The following is a 26,658-nucleotide window of genomic DNA, read 5'->3' as shown; positions in this document are numbered from 1 at the left end:
GTTCAGCCTATAGCGGCGCCGGTGACCCTAGAGCGCGGGCAGTGTGGGCAGTGCTCCGCCCTGGACGTCGAGTTCCGCTCCGTCGCGGCGACCGGCGAGCCAGCCCAGCAGCTCGGGCGCGGCTCCGGTGACCGTGACCTCGGGCCCGCCCGCTTCGCTTCCCGTCCTCCACGCGCGCGTGCCGTCCGTGATCACCGTGGGCGGCACCTCCGGATGGCCTGTGAACCGGTCGGCCAGGAACGTGATCTCCCGCTCCATGAACTCCGCCGGAAGGTCTTCGAGCTCGTACCCGATCCCCAGATCGACGTGGTGCAGCTCGACCTCGATCCAGCGGCGGAACGGGACCCGCGAGGCGGTGTCGGTGACCCCGTTGCGCAGCTCCACCGTGCGCGACCAGTCCGCGGGCACTGCCCCCGCCTCCTGGAAGCGGGCGGCGCTCTCGCGCACGTCCGAGAGCTGTACGTCGAGGGGGCGTGGGGCGTCCCGCTCGATGCCGGCGTCGCGGGCCTCCCCGGAGACGTACATGAGACGTCCTTCGAGGACGTTCACGAGGGCGTCCGCGTTGCGGGCGAGGTGGGCCAGGACATGGCCGCGGGTCCAGCCAGGCAGCCGTGACGGTTCGGCCACCGAATCGTTGTTCAATTTCGCGACTGCGGTGAGCAGTCGCTCCGTCGCGTCGTGTACAGATGCCAGGTCGCGCACATGATCGGCCATGGAGCCGACGATAGCCCCGCCACACGTTCGGGTGAAGCCGATGGGACAGGCCCGCAAATCGAATGTGCGTGCTATATGGTCGAGTGCGGCGTCGGGCATGCTGGATGGCCGGGGATTGTTACCACCCCAGGAATCCGACCGGCGTTGTCAGTGGCTCCCCCTAGTCTGAGAAAGCACGGGGGCCCCGCCCCTGTCACTTCTCTCAAGAAAGGTGCGGACCGGCGTGGCCGACCGTCTCATCGTCCGTGGCGCGCGCGAGCACAATCTCAAAAATGTCTCGCTCGACCTCCCGCGCGACTCGCTCATCGTCTTCACGGGCCTGTCGGGGTCGGGCAAGTCCTCCCTGGCCTTCGACACGATCTTCGCCGAGGGCCAGCGCCGCTACGTCGAGTCGCTCTCGTCGTACGCCCGCCAGTTCCTCGGCCAGATGGACAAGCCGGACGTCGACTTCATCGAGGGCCTCTCACCGGCCGTCTCGATCGACCAGAAGTCGACCTCGCGCAACCCGCGCTCGACGGTGGGCACCATCACCGAGGTCTACGACTATCTCCGTCTCCTCTTCGCGCGCATCGGCAAGCCGCACTGCCCCGAGTGCCGTCGCCCCATCTCGCGTCAGTCGCCGCAGGCCATCGTCGACAGGGTCCTGGAGCTGCCGGAGGGCAGCCGCTTCCAGGTGCTGTCACCGCTCGTGCGGGAGCGCAAGGGCGAGTTCGTCGACCTGTTCGCGGACCTCCAGACCAAGGGCTACTCCCGCGCGCGTGTGGACGGCGAGACGATCCAGCTGTCCGACCCGCCCACGCTGAAGAAGCAGGAGAAGCACACCATCGAGGTGGTCATCGACCGCCTCACGGTCAAGGAGGGCGCCAAGCGCCGCCTCACCGACTCCGTGGAGACCGCCCTCGGTCTCGCCGGCGGCATGGTCGTGCTCGACTTCGTCGACCTCCCCGAGGACGACCCCGAGCGCGAGCGCATGTACTCGGAGCACCTGTACTGCCCGTACGACGACCTGTCCTTCGAGGAACTGGAGCCCCGCTCCTTCTCCTTCAACTCGCCCTTCGGTGCCTGCCCCGACTGCTCGGGCATCGGCACGCGCATGGAGGTCGACCCCGAGCTGATCGTCCCGGACGAGGACAAGTCCCTCGACGAGGGCGCCATCCACCCCTGGTCGCACGGCCACACCAAGGACTACTTCAGCCGCCTCATCACCGCCCTCGCGGACGCGTTGGGATTCCGCACGGACATCCCCTTCGCGGGCCTCCCGCAGCGTGCGCGGAAGGCGCTTCTGCACGGTCACAAGACCCAGATCGAGGTCCGCTACCGCAACCGGTACGGCCGGGAGCGCGTGTACACCACGCCCTTCGAGGGCGCCGTCCCGTTCGTGAAGCGGCGGCACAGCGAGTCCGAGAGCGACGCCAGCCGGGAGCGCTTCGAGGGCTACATGCGCGAGGTGCCCTGCCCCACCTGCGAGGGCACCCGCCTCAAGCCGATCGTCCTCGCGGTCACGGTCATGGAGAAGTCCATCGCCGAGGTCGCCGCGATGTCGATCAGCGACTGCGCGGACTTCCTGGCCGAGCTGAAACTCGACGACCGCGACAAGAAGATCGCCGAGCGGGTGCTCAAGGAGGTCAACGAGCGGCTGAAGTTCCTGGTCGACGTCGGCCTCGACTACCTCTCGCTGAACCGCGCGGCCGGCACCCTCTCCGGCGGCGAGGCTCAGCGCATCCGCCTCGCGACCCAGATCGGCTCCGGGCTGGTCGGTGTCCTGTACGTCCTCGACGAACCCTCCATCGGTCTGCACCAGCGCGACAACCACCGGCTGATCGAGACCCTGGTCCGGCTGCGGGACATGGGCAACACGCTCATCGTCGTCGAGCACGACGAGGACACCATCAAGGTCGCCGACTGGATCGTCGACATCGGCCCAGGCGCGGGCGAGCACGGCGGCAGGGTCGTGCACAGCGGCTCCCTGAAGGAACTGCTCGCCAACGAGGAGTCGATGACCGGGCAGTACCTGTCCGGCAAGAAGGCCATCCCGCTGCCCGACATCCGGCGCCCGCAGGACCCCTCCCGCCGGCTCACCGTGCACGGGGCCCGCGAGAACAACCTGCAGGACATCGACGTGTCGTTCCCGCTGGGTGTCCTCACGGCCGTCACCGGGGTGTCCGGCTCCGGCAAGTCGACGCTGGTCAACGACATCCTGTACACGCACCTCGCCCGCGAACTGAACGGCGCCCGCAGCGTGCCGGGCCGCCACACGCGCGTGGACGGCGACGACCTCGTCGACAAGGTCGTGCACGTCGACCAGTCGCCCATCGGCCGCACCCCGCGGTCCAACCCGGCGACGTACACCGGTGTCTTCGACCACGTCCGCAGGCTGTTCGCGGAGACCGTTGAGGCGAAGGTGCGGGGCTATCTGCCCGGCCGCTTCTCCTTCAACGTCAAGGGCGGACGCTGCGAGAACTGCGCGGGCGACGGCACCATCAAGATCGAGATGAACTTCCTCCCGGACGTGTACGTCCCGTGCGAGGTCTGCCACGGAGCCCGCTACAACCGGGAGACCCTGGAGGTCCACTACAAGGGCAAGTCCATCGCCGACATCCTGAACATGCCGATCGAGGAGGCCTGTCACTTCTTCGAGGCCGTCCCGGCGATCGCCCGCCACCTCAACACGCTGCACGACGTCGGCCTCGGCTACGTCAGGCTCGGCCAGTCCGCGACAACCCTGTCCGGCGGCGAGGCCCAGCGGGTGAAGCTCGCCAGCGAACTCCAGAAGCGCTCCACCGGCCGCACGGTCTACGTCCTGGACGAGCCGACCACCGGTCTGCACTTCGAGGACATCAGCAAGCTCCTCAAGGTCCTCTCAGGCCTGGTCGACAAGGGCAACACGGTCATCGTCATCGAGCACAACCTCGATGTCATCAAGACCGCCGACTGGGTCGTCGACATGGGCCCCGAGGGAGGCGCCGGCGGTGGTCTCGTCGTCGCCGAGGGCACGCCCGAGGAGATCGCCGGGGTAGCCACCAGCCACACCGGCAAGTTCCTGCGTGAGGTCCTGGGCGCCGAGCGGGTCAGCGACGCCACCTCGGTGAAGGCCCCGCGCAAGACGGCAGCCAAGAAGGCGGTCGCGGCCAGGTCGACGGCGACGAAGACGGCCGGAGCCACGAAGAAGACAGCTCCGGCGAAGAAGACGACAGCTCGGGCCCGCAAGGCCTGAGCTGTCGACGCGCTCGGAACCACGGCGAACACAGCAGACACGGCGGCCCGCGGGTACTCCCCACGGGCCGCCGCACGTTCGACAACCACATACAGCCGAATACGGCCGACCGCCCCGACCTCACACCCCGGTCGGCCGAACCGGCCCTAGAGTGCGCCCAGTTCGGCCGCGTACGGAGGTTCCGCCCCCGCTCGTGAGCAGGTGATCGCCGCCGCGCGGGCCGCGAGGCGGAGCAGGTCGGTCCAGCCGTCGGGGCCCAGGTCGGCCAGGGCCGCCGGCGACAGCGCGTCCCGGGCCGACAGGCCGTGCAGCAGCGCCGCGTTCACGGTGTCGCCGGCGCCGATCGTGTCCACGACGTCGACCTCCTCACCGGGCACGGAGTGTTCGCCACCGTCAGGGGTGAAGACGGTCAGCCCGTCGCCGCCCCGGGTGACGACGACGGCGGAGGGACCGGCGGCCAGCCACTCGCGCGGAGTTCCGCCGAGCCACTTCGCGTCCTCCTCCGAGAGCTTGAGCAGCGACACCGACGGCAGCCAACTCGTGAAACGGGCCCGGTAGGCATCCGCGTCGGGAATCAATCCCGCCCTGATGTTCGGATCGAGCGCGGTGAACACGCCCTGTGCGGCAGCGCTCCGCAGCAGTTCCTCGTACGCGCTCGCACCCGGTTCCAGGACCAGCGAGCAGGTGCCGAAGGACACCGCCCTGGCTGTGCGGGGGAGCCGAGCGGGCGCCGTGAACAGCCGGTCGGCGGTGCCCTCGACATAGAAGGAGTAGGCGGCGGAGCCGTCCACACCGATCGAGGCGACCGCCAGCGTCGTCGGCTCGCTGCCGCGCTGTACGGACGACACGTCGACGCCTGCCGCACGCAGCCCGTCGAGCAGCGCCTCGCCGAACGCGTCGGACGAGACGCGGGAACAGAACGCGGTGGGGGAGCCGAGGCGGCCCAGGGCCACCGCCGTGTTGTAGGGCCCGCCGCCCAGCGCCGGTCGCAGATCCGCGAGGGCGCCCGCCGCGCGCGGCACCAGGTCGATGAGTGCCTCACCGGCGACGACGATCATGAGACGGGTCCTTTCTCGGCCTGGCGGGAGTTCTCGGCGTGCTCCCGGGCCGCGCATCCGCACGACTCGCGATGGACGAACGTGCACGGGAGCCGCACGGTCCGGGTCGGGCGGTCCGGGTCGGCCAGGCGGTCCAGGAGCAGACGCACCGCCTGGGCGCCGATGTCCTTGCCTGGCTGTGCGACGGCGGTGAGCCCCGGGGTGAAGAGGTCGGCCCAGGCGAAGTCGTCGAAGCAGCACAGTGCCAGGTCGTCCGGCACGGTGAGACCCCGCTCGCGCAGGGCACGCAGGGCGCCGATGGTCATCACGTTGTTGGCGGTGACGAGGGCGGTCGGCGGCGCCGCGAGGGAGAGAAGGGCGGCGGTGGCCCGCTCGGCCCCCTCCGACTCGGAGTCGCCGTGGACCACCAGGCGTTCGTCGACGGGGAGCCCGGCGAACGCGAGGCCGATGCGGTAGCCGGCGATCCGTTCCGTCGTCGTGCTGAGGCCGGGGCGGCCCGCGACCAGTCCGACGCGTTCGTGCCCGAGCGCGGTGAGGTGGGCGACCAGCCGGGCCATGGGTTCGGTGTTCTCGGCGCACACCTGGTCGAAGCGCGGGGCGCTGTCCGAGGAGGTGTCGAGCAGCCGGTCCAGGAACACGGTCGGTACGCCGTGCCGGGTCAGGTAGGTGACCAGAGCGCTCGGATCCGCCGAGGGGGCGACGATCATGCCGTCCACGCGTCGTTCGTGCAGCAGCTGGACGACCTTGCGCTCGTGCTCGGGGTCGTCGTGCGGGTCGGCCACGAGGAGGCTGTAGCCGTGTTCCAGAGCACCGGCCTCGACGCCCTGGAGGATCTCCGTGAAGTACGGGTTGCTGATCGCCGACACCGCGAGTCCGATGGACCGCGTCCGTGCGGTGACCAGGGAACGGGCCAGCGTGTTCGGGGTGTAACCCAGTACCTCGATGGCGTCGAGGACGGCCTGACGGGTCGCGGGGCGCACGACACGGGTGTCGTTCAGCACGTGGGAGACGGTCGCCACGGACACACCGGCGTGCCGCGCCACGTCGGCCATCGTCGCCATGGAGCCCCGCCTTCCCGTCCCGATCGGGCGTCAACGGCGGAAACGTATCGCATGCGCAGAGAGACGTAAACGCTTACGTAAGCGTTTACGCAATCGCTTACGTCACTCCCAGTCCCAGCCGATGCCCAGGATTCCCGGTCGCAGCCTCGGCTCGACGAGGTGGACCGAGCGGTGGCGGGCGCTCACCGGCAGGTCCTGGCGACCACTGCGGGGCGCCGCGGGTGAGTGCTGGGCGAAACGGTGGCAGCGCACCGGCAGGGCCCCGTCGTCGAAGCGGACCTGCAGCGCGTACTGGCCGCCCGCGACGCCGAATCCGCGCACGTACTCACGGGACACGCCCGCGGTGCCGTCCTCCACGGCGTAGCGGAAGAGGAACGTATCGCCTGCGCGCAGTCGCGTGTCGAAGAGGAGTTCGGCGACGAGTACCCCGGTGTCGTGGTGCCGGCGTATCCGCCCCGTGCGGCAGTTCTCCAGGGCGTGGACCGACATACGGTCCGGCGCGCAACCGGGATCGCCGTGGTGCACGGCGACGAAACGGTCGGTGCCGTCCCGGTGGGCGCGCACGATGTGGTGGGCCTCGCGGGCGAGAAGTTCACGGTGCGTGCCGATCCGTACCCGTTCGTGCAGGCCGAGGGTGTGCAGGCCGCCGTCGAGCGGCGTCTCCAGCTCCGCCAGCAGCTGTTCCAGGGCTCCGGAGGCCTCCACCAGGGAGCGGTACGAACGCCCGGAGGGACGCTGGGTGCCCGCGCGTTCGTCGTCCTGGGAGAGCAGCCGGATCAACGATTCGTCCGGCAGCTGGAGGATCTCCTCCAGGGCTCTCACGGCCCGCAGCGACTCGGGCCGCTGCGGGCGGCGGGCACCCTGCTGCCAGTAACTCAGGCTGGTGACGCCGACCTTGACCCCGTACCGCCACAGATGGTGCTGGACACGTTGCAGCGGCAGACCGCGCGCGGTGATCGCGGCCCGCAGGGCCACATGGAAGGGGCCGTTTCGCAGAGCCGTCTCCAGATCCGCGGTGGCGTCCTCCGCGACGTCGTCGTCCGCGTGCGGTGTGCCTTGGCGCATGCAGGGGCCCTTCTGTGAATGATCACGGCGGCTGGTCGGACCGCACGTGTGGGGTCGAACCGGGGCGGCCCGGCGGGGCCTGCGCGGCGTCCCCGTGTCTGTGTCCTTGTGTCCGCACGTGCGTACGCGGCCGTTCACCGCCCCGAGTTCCCCCGCATTGAAGCGTGTTGACCAATGCGCGACAACACCTGAGACGCAACATGCGCGACCGCTGAGGCTCCCGCTCTCCTGTCCGCCCCTCCCCGGGACCGGCGGCGCCGGTCCACAGGATCACCGCGCTGTCACACCCCGCCAGTAGGGTGTGAGACATGGCCGACCCCTCCAGCTACCGCCCCAAGCCGGGACAGATCCCGGACTCTCCCGGGGTGTACAGATTCCGCGACGAGCACCGCCGGGTGATCTACGTCGGGAAGGCGAAAAGCCTGCGCCAACGCCTGGCCAACTACTTCCAGGATCTTGCCGGTCTCCATCCGCGCACCCGCACGATGGTCACCACGGCCGCCTCCGTGGAGTGGACGGTGGTCTCCACGGAGGTCGAGGCGCTCCAGCTGGAGTACTCCTGGATCAAGGAGTACGACCCCCGTTTCAACGTCAAGTACCGCGACGACAAGAGCTACCCGTATCTCGCGGTGACGATGAACGAGGAGTACCCGCGTGTGCAGGTGATGCGGGGTCAGAAGCGCAAGGGCGTCCGCTACTTCGGGCCGTACGGGCACGCGTGGGCGATCCGCGACACGGTGGACCTGCTCCTGCGGGTCTTCCCGGTGCGCACGTGCTCGGCCGGCGTCTTCAAGAACGCCGCCCGCACCGGCCGCCCCTGTCTCCTCGGCTACATCGGCAAGTGCTCGGCGCCCTGCGTCGGGCGGGTCTCGGCCGAGGAACACCGCGAACTGGCCGACGAGTTCAGCGACTTCATGGCCGGCCGCACAGGGACGTACATCCGCCGGCTCGAACAGCGGATGACGGAAGCGGCCGAGGAGATGGAGTACGAGCGGGCGGCCCGGCTGCGCGACGACATCGACGCCCTGCGGAAGGCCATGGAGAAGAGCGCGGTCGTACTCGCCGACGCGACCGACGCAGACCTGATCGCGGTCGCCGAGGACGAGCTGGAAGCTGCCGTGCAGATCTTCCACGTTCGCGGTGGGCGGGTGCGCGGCCAGCGGGGCTGGGTGACCGACAAGGTCGAGGAGATCACCACCGGGGCACTGGTCGAGCACGCCCTCCAGCAGCTCTACGGCGAGGAGAAGGGCGACTCCGTGCCCAAGGAGGTGCTCGTCCCCGCGCTGCCCGACCCCGTGGAGCCCGTCCAGGAGTGGCTGGCCGAGCGGCGCGGAGCCGGCGTCTCGCTGCGCATCCCGCAGCGCGGCGACAAGAAGGCCCTCATGGAGACCGTGCAGCGCAACGCGCAGCATTCGCTCGTGCTGCACAAGACCAAGCGTGCCTCCGACCTGACGACCCGCTCGCGCGCCCTGGAGGAGATCGCCGAGGCCCTCGACCTGGACAGCGCCCCGCTGCGGATCGAGTGCTACGACATCTCCCACCTCCAGGGCGACGACGTGGTGGCGTCGATGGTCGTCTTCGAGGACGGACTGCAGCGCAAGAGCGAGTACCGCCGCTTCCAGATCAAGGGTTTCGAGGGACAGGACGACGTCCGGTCCATGCACGAGGTCATCGGCCGACGCTTCAAGCGCTACATCGCCGAGAAGGAGAGGACCGGGGAATGGGCGGACGGCCAGGACCCCGGCCCGGGAACCGGTCAGGAGCTCGGCCGGGAACCCGGCGAGGAGCTGAAGGACGAGGAGGGGCGGCCCAAGCGGTTCGCCTATCCGCCGCAGCTCGTCGTCGTCGACGGCGGGCAGCCGCAGGTCGCCGCCGCCCAGCGGGCGCTGGACGAGCTGGGCATCGACGACATCGCCGTCTGCGGCCTCGCCAAGCGCCTGGAGGAGGTCTGGGTGCCCGGCGAGGACGACCCGGTGATCCTGCCCCGCACCAGTGAGGGCCTGTATCTGCTCCAGCGTGTACGGGACGAGGCCCACCGCTTCGCGATCACCTACCAGCGCGTCAAACGGGCCAAACGCTTCCGGGCGAGCCCGCTCGACGACGTCCCCGGACTCGGCGAAACCCGCAAACAGGCGCTGATCAAGCATTTCGGCTCGGTGAAGAAGCTGCGGTCCGCCACAATCGACCAGATCCGCGAGGTTCCCGGCATAGGCCTCAAGACGGCCGAGACGATCGCCGTGGCCCTCGCACAGGCGGCCCCGGCCGCACCCGCCGTGAACACGGCGACCGGAGAGATCATGGAAGACACGGAACACACGGACGGCACAGCGGACACGCAGGACGGGGCACCCGGAACGAGGGCCGGTGCCCCGGGGGAACCCGTAGCCGCGGGCGCCCCGGACGAGCGACGGGGGCAGGAGACATGACCGAGCACGAGACACCGAAGGCCGAGCACACAGCGGACGGCCAGGCAGGTCACAAGGAAGCGGGCCATGATCGCTCGCGACACGCCGAGGGCCCGGCACCGGGTGACGCGGCGGGCCAGGAACCACCGGGCCAGGAAGACGGAGAGCAAGTGGGTACGGGCATCGAGACAGCAGGGGCGGCCGAAGCGGCCATCCCCGAGCTGGTGATCATCTCCGGCATGTCCGGAGCGGGCCGTTCGACAGCGGCCAAGTGTCTGGAGGACCTCGGCTGGTTCGTCGTCGACAACCTGCCGCCCGCGCTGATCCCCACCATGGTGGAGCTCGGCGCCCGGTCCCAGGGCAACGTCGCCAGGATCGCGGTCGTCGTCGACGTACGCGGCAGGCGTTTCTTCGACAACCTCCGTGAGTCGCTCGCCGATCTGGCGACGAAGGGCGTCACCCGGCGGATCGTCTTCCTGGAGTCCTCGGACGACGCCCTGGTGCGCCGCTTCGAGTCGGTGCGCCGACCGCACCCCCTCCAGGGGGACGGCCGCATCGTCGACGGCATCGACGCCGAGCGCGAACTGCTGCGCGAACTGCGCGGCGACGCCGACCTGGTGATCGACACCTCCAGCCTCAACGTGCACGAACTGCGCGCCAAGATGGACGCCCAGTTCGCCGGTGAGGAGGAGCCCGAGCTGCGGGCCACGGTGATGTCCTTCGGCTTCAAGTACGGCCTCCCGGTCGACGCCGACCTGGTCGTGGACATGCGCTTCCTGCCCAATCCGCACTGGGTCCCGGAACTGCGTCCGTACACCGGCCTCAACGAGGAGGTGTCGGCGTACGTCTTCAACCAGCCCGGCGCCAAGGAGTTCATCGACCGGTACACCGAGCTGCTCCAGCTCATCGCCGCCGGATACCGCCGCGAGGGCAAGCGCTATGTGACGATCGCGGTCGGCTGCACGGGCGGCAAGCACCGTTCGGTCGCCACCTCCGAGAAGCTCGCCGCCCGCCTCGCCTCGCAGGGCGTGGAGACCGTGATCGTGCACCGGGACATGGGACGGGAATGACGGGACGTACACCGCGGCTGAGCAGGCTGCGCCGGGTCGCCGGCGAGGGCCGCGCGGGCCGGCCCGTCGAGGCCCGGGGCGCCAAGCCGCGCCGCCGGGGCGCCCAGCCCAAGGTCGTCGCCCTGGGCGGCGGCATGGGCCTGTCCGCCTCGCTCGCCGCACTGCGCCGGATCACCGGCGACCTGACCGCCGTCGTCACCGTGGCCGACGACGGCGGCTCCAGCGGGCGCCTGCGCGACGAGCTGGGCGTCCTGCCGCCCGGCGACCTCCGCAAGGCCCTGGCCGCGTTGTGCGGCGACGACGAATGGGGCCAGACCTGGGCCCGTGTCATCCAGCACCGCTTCCAGTCCAAGGGCGACCTGCACGACCACGCGGTCGGCAACCTGCTGATCGTCGCCCTGTGGGAGCAGATCGGTGACCACGTCCAGGCACTCGACCTGGTCGGCAGGCTGCTGGGCGCGCACGGCCGCGTGCTGCCGATGTCCGCCGTACCCCTGGAACTGCAGGCCCTGGTCAAGGGGCACGACCCGGAGCGGCCCGACGACGTCGACACCGTACGGGGACAGGCGACCGTCGCGTTGACGCCCGGCGAGGTGCAGAGCGTGCATCTCGTGCCGCACGACCCGCCCGCCGTCCCGGAAGCCGTCGCGGCGGTCCTGGACGCCGACTGGGTGGTTCTCGGGCCGGGATCCTGGTTCTCCTCCGTGATCCCGCATCTACTGGTGCCCGAACTGCTGGAGGCGCTCACCGAGACGAAGGCCCGACGGGTACTCTCGCTGAACCTCGCGCCGCAACCCGGAGAAACCGAAGGCTTCTCCCCGCAGCGTCATTTGGAGGTTTTGGGACGACACGCCCCTAAACTCGCCCTGGACGTGGTGCTGGCCGACGAGGCCGCCGTGCCCGACCGCGACTTGCTGACCGATGCCGCCAAACGGTTCGGTGCCGCGGTCGAGCTGGCGCCGGTGGCCCGGACCGACGGATCTCCTCGGCACGATACGGAGCTGTTGGCCGCCGCGTACGACCGTATTTTTCGGATGCATGGAAGGATCGGCCCATGGCGATGACGGCAGCGGTGAAGGACGAGATTTCCCGGCTCCCCGTCACCCGTACCTGCTGCAGGAAGGCGGAGGTCTCTGCCATTCTGCGGTTCGCCGGCGGCCTCCACCTGGTGAGCGGGCGCATCGTGATCGAGGCGGAGCTGGACACCGCGATGGCGGCTCGTCGGCTCAAGCGGGACATTCTGGAGATTTTCGGCCACAGTTCCGAACTGATCGTGATGGCGCCCGGCGGACTTCGCCGCGGCTCCCGTTACGTGGTCCGGGTGGTCGCGGGCGGCGATCAGCTGGCCCGCCAGACAGGGCTCGTGGACGGCCGTGGGCGCCCGATCAGAGGCCTGCCCCCGCAGGTGGTCTCCGGGGCCACCTGCGATGCGGAGGCGGCCTGGAGAGGCGCCTTCCTGGCCCACGGCTCGCTCACCGAGCCGGGACGTTCCTCGTCCCTGGAGGTGACCTGCCCGGGCCCCGAGGCCGCGCTGGCCCTCGTCGGTGCCGCCCGCCGCCTCTCGATCGCGGCCAAGGCCCGCGAGGTGCGGGGCGTCGACCGGGTCGTCGTCCGGGACGGGGACGCGATCGGCGCCCTCCTCACCCGGCTCGGCGCACACGAGTCCGTGCTGGCCTGGGAGGAGCGGCGGATGCGCCGCGAGGTCCGCGCCACCGCGAACCGTCTCGCCAACTTCGACGACGCCAACCTGCGCCGTTCCGCGCGAGCGGCGGTCGCCGCCGGCGCCCGGGTCCAGCGCGCGCTGGAGATCCTCGCCGACGAGGTCCCCGAGCACCTCGCGGCGGCCGGCCGGCTGCGCATGGACCACAAGCAGGCCTCCCTGGAGGAACTGGGCGCCCTCGCCGACCCGCCGCTGACCAAGGACGCCGTCGCGGGCCGGATCCGCCGGCTGCTCGCCATGGCGGACAAGCGGGCCCAGGACCTCGGCATCCCGGGGACGGAGTCCAACCTCACCGAGGAGATGGCCGACGCGGGCTGACGGAGCTCGCGGCAGGCTGACGGAGCCTCAACACGCCGGTGCCGGTACCCGCTTCGGGTGCCGGTATCGGCGTTTGTCAGTTGTTGGTGCCCCCTTGACTGGATCATGAACTGTCATGAGCCTGGCATCTGGTCCGCCACTGCGGCGGACCGTCGCTAGGGGGGTACATGAGACGCAGAGCGAGAACGATCCTCGCCACCGGCGCACTCCTGATGGGCGGCGCGGGAATCGTGCCCGTCGCCGTGGCCGCGGAGGACGCCGGTACGCCCGGAGCCGACGAGGTCAAGGTCTTCCGCGCCGAGGTCACGAAGGCGCAGATACCCCTGCTCCTCGCGGCCGGCCAGGACGGCCACGAGCTCGGGGAGCAGGCACCGGAGAAGGGCACGGCCACGGTCGAGGTCTACCTCACCGACAAACAGGCCGACCAGCTGGAGGACAAGGGTGTCGACCTCAAGGAGCACACGCTCACGGCGAAGGCACGCGCGCGCGTGGCCGCCGCCGGCGACGGTGTGTTCCGGCCGTACAGCGGAGCCGGCAACCTCCAGGAGGAGATCCTCCGGACCGCACAGGAGAACCCGGCCCTGACCAAGGTCGTCTCCATCGGCAAGACCCTGCAGGGGCAGGACATCCTCGCGCTCAAACTGACCAAGGGCGCGAAGAAGACCAAGGACGGCGCCAAGCCGTCCGTCCTGTACATGTCCAATCAGCACGCGCGTGAATGGATCACGCCGGAGATGACCCGGCGTCTGATGCACCACTACTTGGACAGCTACTCCAAGGACAAGCGCATCAAGAAGATCGTCGACTCGACCGAACTGTGGTTCGTCCTGTCCGCGAACCCCGACGGCTACGACTTCACCCACCGGGCCGACGGCGAACGCCAGTGGCGCAAGAACATGCGGGACATCAACGGCGACGGCGCCACCACCATCGGCGACGGTGTCGACCTCAACCGCAACTTCGCCTACAAGTGGGGCTACGACAACGAGGGTTCGTCCCCGTTCCCCACCAGCGAGACCTACCGCGGCGCGGGCCCGGGCTCGGAGCCCGAGACCAAGGCCCTGGACGCCTTCGAGCGGCGCATCGGCTTCGAGTACGGCATCAACTACCACTCCGCCGCCGAGCTCCTCCTCTACGGGGTCGGCTGGCAGGTGGCCTCGCCGAGCCCCGACGACGTCCTCTACAAGTCGCTGGCCGGGACCCCGGAGAACTCCGCGATCCCCGGCTACCACCCCCAGCTCTCCTCCGAGCTGTACACGACCAACGGCGAGGCGGACGGCCACGCGGCCAACGTCAACGGCACGGCGATGTTCACCCCGGAGATGTCGACCTGCCAGACCGTGTCGAACCTCTATCCGGACGACGCCTGGAACGCGGCCGACTGCGCCTCGGTCTTCACCTTCCCGGACGACGAGAAGCTGATCCAGGAGGAGTTCGCCAAGAACATCCCGTTCGCCCTGTCGGTCGCCGAGTCCGCGGGCAGGCCCGACCAGCCGAAGTCCTCGGTCGGCATCGACGCCCCGGACTTCACCCCGGCACCCTTCACCACCTCGTACTCGCGCGGCGCCGACCAGGAGGTCTCGGTCGTCGCACGCAGGTCCGTGGGCGACAAGCGGCTCAACTACCGTGTCGACGGCGGCCGTACGAAGAGCACGGCACTCAAGGCATGGAAGGGCGGCGAGACCTTCGGCGGTGACGACAACCTGTACTTCGACGAGTACCGCGCCAAGGTCACCGACGGCGACCCGGGCGACAAGGTCGAGGTCTGGTTCACCGGCAGGACCAAGGACAAGAAGCGCACCAGCAGCACGCACTTCACGTACACGGTCGCCGAACGGCCGCGCGCCGACACGCTCGTCGTCGCCGAGGAGGGCGCGACCGCCACACAGACGCAGGTCTACGTCGACGCGCTGAAGGCCAACGGCAGGAAGCCGCTCGTCTGGGACGTCGCCGCCCTGGGCGCACCCGACGCGCTCGGCGTGCTCGGCCACTTCAAGACGGTCGTCCACTACACGGGCGCCGTACGGCCGGGCAACGCCACCCAGCTCCAGCTGCGCGCCTACCTCAACGAGGGCGGCAAGCTGGTCGAGGCCGGCGAGACCGCGGGCGGCTCCGTCGACCTCGGCGGGGGCACCCTGTCGAACGACTTCAGCCAGTACTACCTGGGCGCCTACTCCCGTACGACCCTGCCGTCCGTCACCGCCTTCAACGGCACCGGGAAGCTCACCGGCTTCACCGGCGCTCTGGGCGCCGCGCCGGGCAACCCGCTGAACGCGGCCGGGTCCTTCAGCGCCACCTCGGACAGCCTGCCCGTGGCGACGTACCCGCAGTTCGCCAGCGCGGGCGCGGGCGGATATCCCGGAACCGTCAACCCGTACGGACCGTACGCGGGCTCCTCCATGGCGGCCGTCACGCACACCGACTACGCCTGGAACCGTCTCGCCCGCACCATCGACCTCACCGGGGTGAGCGCGGCCGACGCGCCCACCTTCCGTACTCAGCTCCTGTGGGACACGGAGGAGGGCTACGACCACGCCGTACTCGAAGCCCACACGGCCGGGGCCGACGACTGGACCACGCTCCCGGAGAAGGGCGGCGCCACCAGTACCACCGTGCCCACCGAGTGCGAGGCCGGCTTCTTCATCCAGGGCCATCCCGCTCTCTCCCGCTATCTGACCCTCGGCTCGGGCGCCTGCACGCCCACCGGGACCAGCGGCTCCTGGAACAGCTTCACCGGGACCTCCGCGGGCTGGCAGGAGGTCGACTTCGACCTCTCGGCCTACGCGGGCAAGAAGGTGGAGATCTCGCTCAGCTACATCACCGACCCCGGCTCCGGAGGCCGCGGCGTCCTCGCCGACAACGCCACCGTCGTGATCGGCGGCACGGCGGGCGCGGTCGAGGGCTTCGAGACGTCCCTGGGCGCCTGGAGCACCCCCGGACCGCCTGCGGGCAGCCCCGCCGTCATCAAGGACTGGGGTCTGTCGGGCGAACTGTTCAAGACGTACGGAGCGGTCACCACCGATGACACCGTGCTGCTGGGCTTCGGCCTGGAGCACGTCGCCACGGCGGCCGACCGGAAGGCCCTCCTCGGCAAGGCCCTGGCCGCGCTGAAGGGCTGATCAACACCCGTTCATCGGGTGATCGTGCCGATTTCGATCGGGTGATCGCGGTGTGAAACCTGGGCGGTCCGTACCCCTACTGGCGGGTACGGACCGCCCTGCCGTGTATGGGGCATCTCGATGTCACCACCCGGGCCTCGGAGAGGTAGGGTCGTAGGCGGTCGGGGACATCCCATACAACTCGCCGGCACGAAAGCCGGCGTACCTAACGAGGAGATCGGTTCGTGACGATCCGCGTAGGCATCAACGGCTTTGGCCGCATCGGTCGTAACTACTTCCGCGCGCTGCTGGAGCAGGGTGCTGACATCGAGATCGTGGCTGTCAACGACCTGGGTGACACCGCGACCACAGCTCATCTTCTGAAGTACGACACGATCCTGGGTCGCCTCAAGGCCGAGGTGACGCACACCGCCGACACGATCACGGTCGACGGTCACACCATCAAGGTGCTCTCCGAGCGCGACCCGGCCGACATCCCCTGGGGTGAGCTGGGCGTCGACATCGTCATCGAGTCGACCGGCATCTTCACCAAGAAGGCCGACGCCGCGAAGCACATCGCCGGCGGCGCCAAGAAGGTCCTCATCTCGGCTCCGGCCTCGGACGAGGACATCACCATCGTTCTCGGCGTCAACGAGGACAAGTACGACGCGGCGAACCACCACATCATCTCCAACGCCTCCTGCACCACCAACTGTGTGGCGCCGATGGCCAAGGTTCTCCTGGAGAACTTCGGTGTCGTCTCGGGCCTGATGACCACGGTCCACGCCTACACCAGCGACCAGCGTCTCCAGGACTTCCCGCACAAGGACCTGCGCCGCGCGCGTGCCGCCGCCGAGAACATCATCCCGGCGAGCACCGGTGCGGCCAAGGCGCTCGGCGTGGTCATCCCGGAGCTGGCGGGCAAGCTCAACGGCATGGCGATGCGTGTGCCGGTCCCGACGGGCTCCGTCACCGACCTGGTCGTCGAGACGGAGCGTGTGGTGACCAAGGAAGAGGTCAACGCCGCGTTCCAGAAGGCCGCCCAGGGCGAGCTGAAGGGCTACCTGACGTACACCGAGGACCAGATCGTCTCCTCGGACATCGTCAGCGACCCGTCGTCCTGCACCTTCGACTCCTCCCTGACCATGGTGCAGGGCAACAGCGTGAAGATCATCGGCTGGTACGACAACGAGTGGGGCTACTCCAACCGCCTCGTCGACCTCACGGTCTTCGTCGGCAACCAGCTCTGAGTCTCAGGGCAGGCACTTCGATGTGAGCACAGGGCTCGGGCAACGCAGCGCAGCGTTGCCCGAGCCCTGTGGCACGTACTGATCGATCCGGCCCCTCCCGGACAAAAGAGCCCTCCCTAGGAGTCCCTTCATGAAGACGATCGACGAACTCCTCGCTGAAGGAGTCGACGGCAAGCGGGTCTTCGTCCGCGCCGACCTGAACGTGCCGCTGGCCGACGGAGTCATCACCGACGACGGCCGCATCCGGGCCGTCCTGCCCACCGTCAAGGCCCTCGCGGACGCCGGCGCCAAGGTCCTCGTCGCCTCCCACCTGGGCCGCCCCAAGGGCGCCCCGGACCCTGTCTTCTCCCTGCTGCCCGCCGCCGAGCGCCTCGGTGAGCTCCTGGACGCCCCCGTGGCCTTCGCCCAGGACACCGTCGGCCCCGCCGCCCACGACGCCGTGAACGGCCTTCAGCCCGGCCAGGTGGCGGTCCTCGAGAACCTGCGTTTCAACGCCGGCGAGACGTCGAAGGACGACACCGAGCGCGGCGAGTTCGCCGATCAGCTGGCCGCCCTCGCCGATGTCTACGTGGGCGACGGCTTCGGCGCCGTGCACCGCGGACACGCCTCGGTCCTCGACCTGCCGGCCCGTCTGCCGCACTACGCCGGCTACCTCATCGCCACCGAGGTCGCTGTCCTCAAGAAGCTCACCGAGGACGTCAAGCGGCCGTACGTCGTCGTGCTGGGCGGCGCCAAGGTCTCCGACAAGCTCGCCGTCATCGACCAGCTGCTCGGCAAGGCCGACCGCATCCTCATCGGCGGCGGCATGGTGTTCACCTTCCTCAAGGCCAAGGGGTACGAGATCGGTGCCTCGCTCGTCCAGGAGGACCAGCTCCCGGCCGTCAACGAGTACATCGAGCGCGCGGAGAAGAACGGCGTCGAGCTGATCCTCCCGGTCGACGTGCTGGTCGGCTCCGCGTTCCCGGACCTGAAGACCAAGGCTCCCGCGAACCCCACCACCGTCGCCGCGGACGCGATGCCCGCCGACCAGATGGGCCTGGACATCGGTCCGGAGTCCAGCACGCTGTACGCCTCGAAGCTCGCCGACGCCGCCACCGTCTTCTGGAACGGTCCCATGGGCGTCTTCGAACACCCCGACTACGCCGAGGGCACCAAGGCGGTCGCCCAGGCTCTCCTCGACTCCCCGGCCTTCACGGTCGTCGGTGGCGGAGACTCCGCCGCGGCCGTGCGCATCCTGGGCTTCGACGAGAACGCATTCGGCCACATCTCGACCGGCGGCGGCGCCTCCCTCGAATACCTCGAGGGCAAGACGCTCCCCGGCCTCGCCGCACTGGAAGGCTGACCCCGCACATGACCACTCGCACGCCGCTGATGGCGGGCAACTGGAAGATGAACCTCAACCACCTCGAGGCCATCGCCCACGTCCAGAAGCTCGCCTTCGCCCTCGCGGACAAGGACTACGACGCCTGTGAGGTCGCGGTTCTGCCGCCCTTCACCGACCTGCGCTCCGTACAGACCCTGGTCGACGGCGACAAGCTCAAGATCAAGTACGGCGCCCAGGACATCTCCGCGCACGACACCGGCGCCTACACGGGCGAGATCTCCGGCCCGATGCTGGCCAAGCTCAAGTGCACCTATGTCGCGATCGGTCACTCGGAGCGCCGCCAGTACCACAACGAGACCGACGAGCTCGTCAACGCCAAGGTGAAGGCCGCCTACAAGCACGGCCTCACGCCGATCCTGTGCGTCGGCGAGGAGCTGGAGGTCCGCGAGGCGGGCAACCACGTCTCCCACACGCTCGCGCAGGTCGAGGGCGGCCTCAAGGACCTCCCGGCCGAGCAGGCCGAGACCGTCGTGATCGCGTACGAGCCCGTCTGGGCCATCGGGACCGGCAAGGTCTGCGGCTCCGACGACGCCCAGGAGGTCTGCGGGGCGATCCGTGTGAAGCTCGCCGAGCTCTACTCCCAGGATGTCGCCGACGCCGTACGCATTCAGTACGGCGGCTCGGTGAAGTCCGGCAACGTCGCCGAGATCATGGCGAAGCCCGACATCGACGGCGCACTGGTCGGCGGCGCCTCGCTGGACGCCGAAGAGTTCGTCAAGATCGTTCGGTTCCGCGACCAGTGAGTATGCGCTAGCGGAGATCCGTCGTACCCTGGCGGGGCCGAAACTAGTATTTGGTGCGCCGAGCGTTCCGAATGAGAGTTCCGGCCCCGTCGTCCATCAGAATCCGAGGAAGTTGGTCCAGCCGTGGTTTTGGGGTTCTCGATCGCCCTGATCGTCTTCAGCCTGCTGCTGATGCTGCTCGTGCTGATGCACAAGGGGAAGGGCGGCGGCCTCTCCGACATGTTCGGTGGCGGCATGCAGTCGTCCGTCGGCGGCTCCTCGGTCGCCGAGCGCAACCTCGACCGCATCACCGTGGTGCTCGGTCTGCTGTGGTTCGCGTGCATTGTGGTGCTCGGCATCCTGATGAAGGTGAACAACTGATCAGCGGCTGACACCGGTCGTCAAATTCCGGTACGACAGCACATTACGCACGCACATTCCGCACGTAAGGCCCCATGTTCGGTACGCCCCGCCAGGGGCGGCCTATCATGGGGCTTGCGTCTTGGTGCAGGGCCTGTAACTCCGAGCACTGGACGCGCGTTGGGCCTTACGTAGACTGAGGCGCTCGCAACGAAGCGAAAAAGTCGACTCGCTTCGCGGCACCATTACGCAGGGAGTTACGACCGTGGCAAGTGGCAACGCGATCCGAGGAAGCCGGGTCGGGGCGGGGCCGATGGGCGAGGCCGAGCGTGGCGAGTCCGCGCCACGGCTGCGCATCTCCTTCTGGTGCTCCAACGGACACGAGACGGTGCCCAGCTTCGCCAGCGACGCGCAGGTTCCCGAAACCTGGGACTGCCCGCGCTGCGGCTTTCCGGCCGGACAGGACCGGGACAACCCACCGGACCCGCCGCGAACCGAGCCGTACAAGACGCACCTGGCGTATGTACGGGAACGGCGCAGCGATGCGGACGGTGAGGCGATCCTCGCCGAGGCGCTCGCCAAACTGCGGGGCGAGGTCTAGAAGTTGACGGCCGGTCAGGTACCGAGAGGTGCCTGACCGGAGCCGTTTGACGGGGCGTCACGCACCGGCTCCCCGACCGATTGTCAGTGGTGCCCTCTACGGTTTGTGAATCGGCGAACCGCAAGGGGGAATGGTGACGACGGTCGAGTTGGCGGGAGCGCGTGTGCCCGCGTGGCGCGGGGGTTTCGGACGGTTGTGGAGCGCCGCCGTACTCTCCAGCTTCGGTGACGCGCTGCGCACGGCCGCGCTGCCCCTGCTCGCCACGACTCTCACCGACAAGCCCCTGCTCATCGCTTCCGTGACGGCCTGTGGCTATCTGCCCTGGCTCGTCTTCGGCCTGCTGGGCGGGGCCGTCGCGGACCGGGTCGACCAGCGGCGCGCCATGTGGACGGTGGACGCGGTACGAGGGCTGCTGGTCGCCTGCTTCGCCGTGGCCGTCGGTCTCGGGCACGCTTCGATCGGCCTGCTCATCGCGCTCGCCTTCGCGCTGACGACCCTTCAGACCCTCTTCGACAATGCCTCGACCGCCCTGCTGCCGACCCTGGTCGACAAGGAAGCGCTCGGTGGCGCGAACGCCCGCCTGATGACCGGTCAGCGCATCGCGGGCGGCCTGCTGGGCGGGCCCGTGGTGCCGGTGCTCATCGCGCTGGGCCTGGCCGTTCCCTTCGCTGCCGATGCCCTCACCTTCCTGGCCGGGGCGGCCCTGGTCGCCTCGCTGCGGCCCGAGGTGTCCGCGCAGGCCCCGAGACCGGCGGGCAGCACCCTGCGCGCGGAGATCACAGCCGGCCTGCGCGTCCTGTGGCACGACGGGCCGCTGCGTGGCCTGTGCGCGGCCACGGCACTGTGCAACGTGGGCATGGGTGCCCTGATCGCCACCATGGTCCTGCTGGTCACCGACTGGCTGGACGCGGGCAACGCGGGGTACGCGGCGGCGATGACCGCGTACACGGTCGGCAGCCTCGCCGGCGGCGCGCTGAACGGCCGACTCGTCGGCAGGCTCGGGCGGCTACGGGCCGTGCTGCTCGCCGGCATGGTGCAGATCGGCGCGCTGGTCGTCATGGGTTCGGTGCGCAGCCTGGCCGCACTGGTGGCTGCCATGGCGGTGTTCGGGTCCATGGGGATGGTGTGGAACGTCAACTCGACGACCCTGATGCAGAGCCGCAGCCCCGCCGAGATGTTGGGCCGGGTCAGCTCGGCCTTTCGTACGCTGGCGGTCGCCGGAGCGCCCCTGGGCGCGCTGCTGGGCGGAGCCGTCGCGGCGGCGTGGGGACTCAACACGCCGGCGCTGCTGGCCGCCGCCTTCTTCGTTCTGTCGGTCACCGCACTGATACCGGCGCTTCGGTCGGACGTATCTGTTGTTGGACCGGACGACGGTACGACGACAGCTCCACCACCGCACTGATCAATTAGGTTGGGACCGGCAGCGGGGGCCCAGGCAGGAAAGAGGCGGAAGTCCGAGATGAACGCAGACAGCCGTAGCAGGCTCAACCAGACGCCCGAGTGGACGGCCCTGGCCAAGCACCGTGAGGAGCTGGCGGACACCCATCTGCGGGACCTGTTCGCGGCAGACCCCGGGCGCGGCGCCGGGTACACGCTCCAGGTCGGTGATCTGCACATCGACTACTCCAAGCACCTCGTCACCGACGAGACGCTGCGACTGTTGCGCGAGCTGGCCGCCACGACGGACGTGTTCGGGCTGCGGGACGCCATGTTCCGCGGCGAGAAGATCAACACGACCGAGGATCGTGCGGTGCTGCACACCGCGCTGCGGGCGCCGCGAGGCGCGGTGGTCGAGGTCGACGGGGAGAACGTCGTCCCGGCCGTGCACGCGGTCCTGGACCGGATGGCGGCCTTCGCGGACCGGGTGCGCTCGGGCGAGTGGACCGGCCACACGGGCAAGCGCATCAGGAACGTCGTGAACATCGGCATCGGTGGCTCGGACCTCGGTCCGGCGATGGCCTACGACGCTCTGCGGGCGTTCACGGCACGGGAGTTGACGTTCCGGTTCGTGTCGAACGTCGACGGTGCGGATCTGCACGAGGCGGTCCGTGACCTGGACCCGGCCGAGACGCTCTTCATCGTCGCGTCGAAGACGTTCACCACCATCGAGACGATCACGAACGCCACCTCGGCCCGCTCCTGGCTCCTCGCGGGTCTGGGGGGTGCGGAGGAGGCGGTCGCCAAGCATTTCGTGGCGCTGTCGACGAACGGTGGGAAGGTCGCCGACTTCGGCATCGACACGGACAACATGTTCGAGTTCTGGGACTGGGTCGGCGGACGGTACTCGTACGACTCGGCGATCGGGCTGTCGCTGATGATCGCGATCGGCCCCGACCGGTTCCGGGAGATGCTGGACGGGTTCGCGCTGGTCGACGACCACTTCCGGACCGCTCCGGCGGAGAGCAATGTGCCGCTGCTGCTGGGGCTGTTGGGCATCTGGTACGGCAATTTCTTCGGTGCGCAGTCGCATGCCGTACTGCCCTACAGCCACTACCTGTCCAAGTTCACGGCCTACCTGCAGCAGCTCGACATGGAGTCCAACGGCAAGTCGGTGGGGCGGGACGGGCTGCCGGTGGAGTGGGAGACGGGGCCGGTGGTGTGGGGCACGCCCGGGACGAACGGACAGCACGCCTACTACCAGTTGATCCACCAGGGGACGAAGGTGATCCCGGCGGACTTCATCGGGTTCGCCGAGCCGGTGGGGGAGTTGAGCGACGGACTCAAGGGCCAGCACGATCTGCTGATGGCCAACTTCTTCGCGCAGACGCAGGCACTGGCCTTCGGCAAGACACCGGACGAGGTGCGGGCCGAAGGGGTGCCGGAGGATTTGGTCGCCCACAAGACGTTCCTCGGCAACCATCCGACGACGACTGTGCTGGCGCGGGAGTTGACTCCGTCGGTGCTGGGGCAGTTGATCGCGTTGTACGAGCACAAGGTGTTCGTGCAAGGGGCCGTGTGGAACATCGACTCGTTCGACCAGTGGGGGGTCGAGCTGGGGAAGGTGCTGGCGAAGCGGGTCGAGCCGGCGTTGACGGAGGGGGTGGAGGTGTCGGGGCTGGATGCGTCCACCGTGGCGCTGGTCGCCACGTATCGGGAGCTGCGCGGGAGGTAGGGGGTGTTTGTTTCGCCCCCGCCGCCCCTACCCGTCCCATCCCGTACCTGGGGGCTGCGCCCCCAGACCCCCCTCCGGCCCTGAACGGGCCTAGTCCTCAAACGCCGGACGGGCTGAAGATGCCAGCCCGTCCGGCGTCAGGTCAGGGCGATGCCGGTGGATACAGCGCCCTCGGGAGTCGGGATGCCGCTGCCGCGTCCAGTAGCCACAGGGTGCGTTGTCTGCCGTAGGCGCCTGCTGCCGGGGCCTGGATCTCGCCAGCGCCCGAAAGGGCTATCGCCGCCGCCCCGGCCTTGTCCTCGCCCGCCGCCAGCAGCCATACCTCGCGGGCCGCGCGGATCGCCGGGAGGGTGAGGGTGACCCGGGTCGGTGGGGGCTTCGGGGCGCCATGGACGCCCACCACCGTGCGTTCCGTCTCCCGTACCGCAGGCAGCTCCGGGAAGAGCGACGCCACGTGTGTGTCCGGGCCCACACCCAGCATCAGGACGTCGAAGGTGGGGACCGGGCCGTGGGATTCGGGGCCCGCCGCCTTCGCCAGTTCCGCCGCGTACGCCTCCGCTGCCGTGTCCACGTCGGAGCCGTAAGAGCCGTCCGAAGCGGGCATGGCGTGGACGCGGGAAGGGTCCAGGGGCACCGCGTCCAGCAGCGCCTCCTTCGCCTGGGTGATGTTGCGGTCCGGATCGCCCTCGGGCAGGAAGCGTTCGTCGCCCCACCACAGGTCGAGCCGGGCCCAGTCGATCGCGTCCCGGGCGGGCGCGGAGGCCAGGGCGGCCAACAGGCCGTTGCCGTTGCGGCCGCCGGTGAGGACCACCGACGCCGAGCCCCGTGAGGCCTGCGCGTCCACGATCTTCGTGATCAGGCGGGCCGCCGCGGCCTCGGCCATCAGCTCCTTGTCGCGGTGGACGACGAGCTGCGGTGCCGTACTCACTTCGAGGCCGCCTTCTTCACCGGCGGTATCAGGGCCGGTGTGGCCCTGTCCGAGGACTCCGCCGGGGTCTCCCTCTTCGCCGGTTCCAGTGCCAGGGCCGACGCCGGTGCCGGCGTTTCGGGTGCCGTCGAGGCGGTCAGCCGCTCCACCCCGTACCGCAGCGCCGACGCGTACGTGTCGTCCGGGTCCAGACGCCGCAGCTCCTCCGCCATCAGCTCGGCCGTCTCGCGCCGCTTGAGCGCCACCGCTCGGTCGGGCTGGCCCTGGATGGAGAGGGTCGCCAGGGAGCCGTCGGCGCGGTCGAGGATGATCGGGCCGGTGCTCGTCCGCATCCGGACCGCCGTCAGACCGGGGCCCGAGGACAGGGAGCGCTTCACCGGGACGTCCAGCCGGTCCGCCAGCCACATCGCCAGCAGCTCGCAGCTCGGGTTGAACTCCTCGCCCTCCACCTCGACCGCGTCCACCTCGCAGGTGACCTGGTCCAGGGCGGCGGCCAGCATCGAGCGCCACGGGGTGATCCGGGTCCACGAGAGGTCCGTGTCGCCCGGCGTGTACGCGTCGGCGCGCGCCGCCAGTTCCCGTACCGGCTGCTCGGCCGCGTACGTGTCCGTCACCCTGCGCTGTGCCAGAGCGCCCAGCGGGTCCTTCGCCGGGTCCAGCGGGGCGTTCACCGGCCACCAGACGACCACCGGGGCGTCCGGCAGCAGCAGGGGCAGGACCACCGAGTCTGCGTGGTCGACGACCTCGCCGTACAGTCGCAGGACGACCGTCTCGCCGCTGCCCGCGTCAGCGCCGACCCTGACCTCGGCGTCGAGACGGGACGTCGTACGGTCGCGGGGGGAGCGGGAGACGCGCTTGACGACCACCAGGGTGCGTGAGGGGTGCTCGCGCGAGGCGTCGTTCGCCGCCTTCAGGGCGTCGTACGCGTTCTCCTCGTCGGTGACGATGACGAGGGTGAGGACCATGCCGACGGCCGGTGTGCCTATGGCCCGACGGCCCTGCACCAGCGCCTTGTTGACCTTGCTGGCCGTGGTGTCCGTGAGGTCTATTTTCATGGGCGCCGCCAGCTCCGTCCGTCTCGTTCGAGCATTTCGTCCGCCTCGACGGGGCCCCACGTGCCCGAGGGGTACTGCGCGGGCTTGCCGTGCTTGTCCCAGTGCTGCTCGATCGGGTCGAGGATCCGCCAGGACAGCTCGACCTCCTCGGTGCGCGGGAAGAGGTTGGAGTCCCCGAGGAGGACGTCCAGGATCAGCCGCTCGTACGCCTCCGGGCTCGACTCCGTGAACGACTCGCCGTACGCGAAGTCCATGGACACGTCCCGGATCTCCATCGAGGTGCCGGGCACCTTGGAGCCGAAGCGGACCGTGATGCCCTCGTCGGGCTGGACGCGGATGACGATCGCGTTCTGGCCCAGTTCCTCCGTCGCCGTGTGGTCGAAGGGGGAGTGGGGCGCCCGTTGGAAGACCACCGCGATCTCCGTGACGCGGCGGCCCAGACGCTTGCCGGTGCGGAGATAGAAGGGGACGCCCGCCCAGCGGCGGTTGTCGACCTCGACCTTGATCGCCGCGTAGGTGTCGGTCTTCGACTTGGGGTCGATGCCGTCTTCCTGGAGATAGCCGATGGCCTTCTCGCCACCCTGCCAGCCCGCCGCGTACTGCCCGCGGACCGTGTCCTTGCCCAGATCCTGCGGCAGCTTGACCGCGCCGAGCACCTTGGTCTTCTCGGCGGCCAGCGCGTCCGCGTCGAAGGAGGCGGGCTCCTCCATGGCCGTCAGGGCCATCAGCTGGAGGAGGTGGTTCTGGATGACGTCACGGGCCGCGCCGATGCCGTCGTAGTAGCCGGCCCGGCCGCCGATGCCGATGTCCTCGGCCATCGTGATCTGGACGTGGTCGACGTACGACCGGTTCCAGATCGGTTCGAACATCTGGTTGGCGAAGCGGAGCGCCAGAATGTTCTGGACGGTCTCCTTGCCGAGGTAGTGGTCGATCCGGAAGACCTGGTCCGGGGCGAAGACCTCCTCGACGGTCGTGTTCAGCTCCTCGGCCGACCTGAGGTCGTGACCGAAGGGCTTCTCGATGACCGCGCGCCGCCAGGAACCGTTGTCCTGGTCCGCCAGACCGTGCTTCTTCAGCTGCTTGATGACGACCGGGAAGGCGGACGGCGGCACGGAGAGGTAGAAGGCGAAGTTGCCGCCCGTCCCCTGCGCCTTGTCCAGCTCGTCGATCGTGGAGCGCAGCCGCTCGAAGGACTCGTCGTCGTCGAAGGTGCCCTGGACGAAGCGCATCCCCTGGATGAGCTGCTGCCAGACCTCCTCGCGGAACTGTGTACGGGCGTGCTCCTTGACAGCGTCGTGGACCTCAGCCGCGAAGTCCTCGTTCGCCCACTCGCGCCGGGCGAAGCCGACAAGGGAGAAACCTGGCGGCAGCAACCCGCGGTTGGCGAGGTCGTACACGGCAGGCATCAGCTTTTTGCGTGACAGGTCGCCGGTGACCCCGAAGATGACCAGGCCCGACGGCCCCGCGATACGCGGGAGCCGTCGGTCTGCGGGGTCACGCAGCGGGTTGCTGCTTGACAAGGT

The 26,658-nt window shown here is 69.5% G+C and carries 20 protein-coding genes; 13 read left to right on the top strand and 7 right to left on the bottom strand.

Going from position 1 to position 26,658, the window contains the following annotated elements:
- Positions 1-27 precede the first annotated feature (27 nt).
- Positions 28-714, bottom strand: a complete 687-nt coding sequence (locus OHN74_RS09650; protein ID WP_327694111.1) for a maleylpyruvate isomerase family mycothiol-dependent enzyme — start codon at positions 712-714, stop codon at positions 28-30.
- A 223-nt stretch (positions 715-937) separates the two neighbouring features.
- Here OHN74_RS09650 and uvrA point away from each other — a divergent pair, with 223 nt between their 5' ends.
- Positions 938-3,928 carry an excinuclease ABC subunit UvrA gene (gene uvrA / locus OHN74_RS09645; protein ID WP_327694110.1) on the top strand — a complete coding sequence of 997 codons (2,991 nt, stop codon included), beginning with the start codon at positions 938-940 and terminating at the stop codon, positions 3,926-3,928.
- A gap of 146 nt (positions 3,929-4,074) precedes the next feature.
- Here the strand turns inward: uvrA and OHN74_RS09640 are convergent, their stop codons facing one another.
- From OHN74_RS09640 to OHN74_RS09630, 3 genes are all read right to left on the bottom strand, one after another.
- Complete coding sequence (locus OHN74_RS09640) at positions 4,075-4,986, bottom strand: carbohydrate kinase family protein (RefSeq protein ID WP_327694109.1); 912 nt, start codon at positions 4,984-4,986, stop codon at positions 4,075-4,077.
- Complete coding sequence (locus tag OHN74_RS09635; protein ID WP_327694108.1) at positions 4,983-6,047, bottom strand: LacI family DNA-binding transcriptional regulator; 1,065 nt, start codon at positions 6,045-6,047, stop codon at positions 4,983-4,985. Before OHN74_RS09635 ends, OHN74_RS09640 begins: the two co-directional genes overlap by 4 nt.
- A 102-nt stretch (positions 6,048-6,149) precedes the next feature.
- Positions 6,150-7,112: a hypothetical protein gene (locus OHN74_RS09630; protein WP_327694107.1), complete on the bottom strand. Its 963-nt coding sequence runs from the start codon at positions 7,110-7,112 to the stop codon at positions 6,150-6,152.
- 308 nt (positions 7,113-7,420) lie between these two features.
- Between OHN74_RS09630 and uvrC the strand changes: the two genes are divergently transcribed.
- The 12 genes from uvrC (at position 7,421) to pgi (ending at position 23,152) form a co-directional block, all read left to right on the top strand.
- Entirely contained in the window at positions 7,421-9,538 is a 2,118-nt protein-coding gene (uvrC, locus tag OHN74_RS09625) for an excinuclease ABC subunit UvrC (protein ID WP_327694106.1), read from the top strand.
- A complete protein-coding gene (rapZ, locus tag OHN74_RS09620; protein WP_327694105.1) occupies positions 9,535-10,587 on the top strand; it encodes an RNase adapter RapZ in 1,053 nt (350 codons plus the stop codon). The genes uvrC and rapZ overlap by 4 nt, the downstream gene beginning before the upstream one ends.
- On the top strand, positions 10,584-11,651 hold the full coding sequence (locus OHN74_RS09615; protein WP_327694104.1) for a gluconeogenesis factor YvcK family protein: 1,068 nt from the start codon (positions 10,584-10,586) through the stop codon (positions 11,649-11,651). The genes rapZ and OHN74_RS09615 overlap by 4 nt, the downstream gene beginning before the upstream one ends.
- Entirely contained in the window at positions 11,642-12,625 is a 984-nt protein-coding gene (gene whiA, locus OHN74_RS09610) for a DNA-binding protein WhiA (RefSeq protein ID WP_053744887.1), read from the top strand. The genes OHN74_RS09615 and whiA overlap by 10 nt, the downstream gene beginning before the upstream one ends.
- Before the next feature lie 167 nt (positions 12,626-12,792).
- Positions 12,793-15,744 carry a M14 family metallopeptidase gene (locus tag OHN74_RS09605; RefSeq protein ID WP_327694103.1) on the top strand — a complete coding sequence of 984 codons (2,952 nt, stop codon included), beginning with the start codon at positions 12,793-12,795 and terminating at the stop codon, positions 15,742-15,744.
- A gap of 224 nt (positions 15,745-15,968) precedes the next feature.
- Entirely contained in the window at positions 15,969-16,973 is a 1,005-nt protein-coding gene (gene gap, locus OHN74_RS09600; RefSeq protein WP_164316235.1) for a type I glyceraldehyde-3-phosphate dehydrogenase, read from the top strand.
- A gap of 130 nt (positions 16,974-17,103) precedes the next feature.
- Positions 17,104-18,315, top strand: a complete 1,212-nt coding sequence (locus tag OHN74_RS09595; RefSeq protein ID WP_327694102.1) for a phosphoglycerate kinase — start codon at positions 17,104-17,106, stop codon at positions 18,313-18,315.
- An 8-nt stretch (positions 18,316-18,323) separates the two neighbouring features.
- On the top strand, positions 18,324-19,100 hold the full coding sequence (gene tpiA, locus OHN74_RS09590; protein ID WP_327694101.1) for a triose-phosphate isomerase: 777 nt from the start codon (positions 18,324-18,326) through the stop codon (positions 19,098-19,100).
- Positions 19,101-19,223: 123 nt separating this feature from the next.
- Positions 19,224-19,460, top strand: a complete 237-nt coding sequence (secG, locus tag OHN74_RS09585; protein WP_079054207.1) for a preprotein translocase subunit SecG — start codon at positions 19,224-19,226, stop codon at positions 19,458-19,460.
- Between the two features lie 244 nt (positions 19,461-19,704).
- A complete protein-coding gene (locus tag OHN74_RS09580) occupies positions 19,705-20,040 on the top strand; it encodes an RNA polymerase-binding protein RbpA (RefSeq protein ID WP_327694100.1) in 336 nt (111 codons plus the stop codon).
- A gap of 133 nt (positions 20,041-20,173) precedes the next feature.
- Positions 20,174-21,442 carry an MFS transporter gene (locus OHN74_RS09575; RefSeq protein ID WP_327700055.1) on the top strand — a complete coding sequence of 423 codons (1,269 nt, stop codon included), beginning with the start codon at positions 20,174-20,176 and terminating at the stop codon, positions 21,440-21,442.
- Positions 21,443-21,499: 57 nt separating this feature from the next.
- Positions 21,500-23,152 (top strand): glucose-6-phosphate isomerase, encoded by a 1,653-nt coding sequence (pgi, locus tag OHN74_RS09570; protein ID WP_327694099.1) that lies wholly within the window; start codon positions 21,500-21,502, stop codon positions 23,150-23,152.
- A 142-nt stretch (positions 23,153-23,294) separates the two neighbouring features.
- Here pgi and pgl read toward each other — a convergent pair whose 3' ends face one another.
- The 3 genes from pgl to zwf are packed head-to-tail and all read right to left on the bottom strand — an operon-like array spanning position 23,295 to position 26,655.
- Positions 23,295-24,080, bottom strand: a complete 786-nt coding sequence (pgl, locus tag OHN74_RS09565) for a 6-phosphogluconolactonase (RefSeq protein ID WP_327694098.1) — start codon at positions 24,078-24,080, stop codon at positions 23,295-23,297.
- Positions 24,077-25,135, bottom strand: a complete 1,059-nt coding sequence (gene opcA / locus OHN74_RS09560; RefSeq protein WP_327694097.1) for a glucose-6-phosphate dehydrogenase assembly protein OpcA — start codon at positions 25,133-25,135, stop codon at positions 24,077-24,079. Before opcA ends, pgl begins: the two co-directional genes overlap by 4 nt.
- Positions 25,132-26,655, bottom strand: a complete 1,524-nt coding sequence (gene zwf / locus OHN74_RS09555; RefSeq protein ID WP_327694096.1) for a glucose-6-phosphate dehydrogenase — start codon at positions 26,653-26,655, stop codon at positions 25,132-25,134. Before zwf ends, opcA begins: the two co-directional genes overlap by 4 nt.
- Positions 26,656-26,658 lie beyond the last annotated feature (3 nt).

The sequence above is a fragment of the Streptomyces sp. NBC_00459 genome (assembly GCF_036013955.1).
Taxonomy (GTDB): domain Bacteria; phylum Actinomycetota; class Actinomycetes; order Streptomycetales; family Streptomycetaceae; genus Streptomyces.
The sequence above is the reverse complement of the archived record's forward strand: the minus strand, read 5'-3'. Positions and strand labels throughout refer to the sequence as shown.

Bases quoted from the DNA above. Each gene is read 5' to 3' on its own strand.
- OHN74_RS09630 (WP_327694107.1), bottom strand. From the start codon at position 7,112: ATGCGCCAAGGCACACCGCACGCGGACGACGACGTCGCGGAGGACGCC.
- pgi (WP_327694099.1), top strand. From the start codon at position 21,500: ATGAACGCAGACAGCCGTAGCAGGCTCAACCAGACGCCCGAGTGGACG.
- whiA (WP_053744887.1), top strand. From the start codon at position 11,642: ATGGCGATGACGGCAGCGGTGAAGGACGAGATTTCCCGGCTCCCCGTC.
- OHN74_RS09650 (WP_327694111.1), bottom strand. From the start codon at position 714: ATGGCCGATCATGTGCGCGACCTGGCATCTGTACACGACGCGACGGAG.
- OHN74_RS09615 (WP_327694104.1), top strand. From the start codon at position 10,584: ATGACGGGACGTACACCGCGGCTGAGCAGGCTGCGCCGGGTCGCCGGC.
- OHN74_RS09595 (WP_327694102.1), top strand. From the start codon at position 17,104: ATGAAGACGATCGACGAACTCCTCGCTGAAGGAGTCGACGGCAAGCGG.
- tpiA (WP_327694101.1), top strand. From the start codon at position 18,324: ATGACCACTCGCACGCCGCTGATGGCGGGCAACTGGAAGATGAACCTC.
- opcA (WP_327694097.1), bottom strand. From the start codon at position 25,135: ATGAAAATAGACCTCACGGACACCACGGCCAGCAAGGTCAACAAGGCG.
- uvrC (WP_327694106.1), top strand. From the start codon at position 7,421: ATGGCCGACCCCTCCAGCTACCGCCCCAAGCCGGGACAGATCCCGGAC.
- OHN74_RS09605 (WP_327694103.1), top strand. From the start codon at position 12,793: ATGAGACGCAGAGCGAGAACGATCCTCGCCACCGGCGCACTCCTGATG.
- rapZ (WP_327694105.1), top strand. From the start codon at position 9,535: ATGACCGAGCACGAGACACCGAAGGCCGAGCACACAGCGGACGGCCAG.
- OHN74_RS09635 (WP_327694108.1), bottom strand. From the start codon at position 6,047: ATGGCGACGATGGCCGACGTGGCGCGGCACGCCGGTGTGTCCGTGGCG.
- OHN74_RS09640 (WP_327694109.1), bottom strand. From the start codon at position 4,986: ATGATCGTCGTCGCCGGTGAGGCACTCATCGACCTGGTGCCGCGCGCG.